Source organism: Shewanella sp. Sh95 (assembly GCF_001308045.1).
In the GTDB taxonomy this organism is placed as follows: Bacteria; Pseudomonadota; Gammaproteobacteria; order Enterobacterales; family Shewanellaceae; genus Shewanella; species Shewanella xiamenensis.
On sequence record NZ_LGYY01000107.1, the window covers coordinates 1 to 957 of the forward strand.

The 957-nt window shown below is 40.2% G+C and carries 1 protein-coding gene and 1 pseudogene; one reads left to right on the forward strand and one right to left on the reverse strand.

The genetic code is table 11. The features are described 5' to 3' along the window. Nucleotides 1–69: pseudogene (locus tag AEA42_RS22210) on the forward strand (IS200/IS605 family transposase); the annotation flags it as partial. Nucleotides 70–126: 57 nt separating this feature from the next. Here the strand turns inward: AEA42_RS22210 and AEA42_RS07605 are convergent. After that, a complete protein-coding gene (locus AEA42_RS07605) occupies nt 127–765 on the reverse strand; it encodes a GGDEF domain-containing protein (RefSeq protein WP_055647390.1) in 639 nt (212 codons plus the stop codon). Nucleotides 766–957: the final 192 nt, after the last annotated feature.

Sequence of the window (957 nt, forward strand, 5' to 3'; positions counted from 1 at the left end):
ATCCGTAGATACGTTAGGCATCAAGAGAAAGTAGAGCGGCAAGAGCAGGGTCAACTTGCTCTTGAATAAAGGCCCCCTTTTAGGGGGTTAAAACAAAGCCACCTTCTTCAGAAGGTGGATTCTTTACTATTCCAGCTCGTCAGCGCTGACTATGCGGTTTCGTCCCAGATGTTTGGCTTGGTATAATGCTTTATCCGCAAGATTGATGACTTCATCTCGGTTTTGATTGTTAGCGCTGACATGTGCAATGCCAATACTGACGGTGAGCTGTAATACATGTTTTTCAACCGTAAAATAAGTTTTTTCTATTAATGCTCTTATTTTTTCGGCGATGATCTTAGCCGTGTCGGTATTACAATTGTTGATTTCAATTAGAAATTCTTCACCACCCCAACGGGCAACTCGGTCTTCTTTTCGTAAACATTGCCTGATGTAGTCAGCGACTTGAGTAAGCACTTCATCACCAGCAGAATGACCATAAGTATCATTAATTTGTTTAAAGTAATCGATATCGAGCATTAAGTACGAATTGACTTCAGTCTTGGTTGGTTTATTCGATGTTTGGTTAAAGCTACGTCGATTTAATAGTCCCGTTAATGGGTCTGTATTCGCCGCAATATCAAGTATTTGAGTTCGGATTATCTGCTGTTGGATCAATTTATATAAGCCGAACCAAGCGTATATTATTCCTAGGTTAAAAAGTAAATCTTCAACTTCTTGATAGTAATGATCTTCTAATGAGGCTACCTCATCCAAGATATTCATATTGTTTCCAAAAAATAAACAGCCACAACCAGTCAATAACCAAAAGTAGATTTGGTTGCAACGCCCTGAAGGATCCCCTCATAAATCAGCCATAGCATAGCCATATTTGAGCAACTGATTGGCGAATAATACCCAGGCCGCCAGCAATTCTTTCTCCGTGATTTGATAATCAGGCCGCCTGAGTACCTCCAA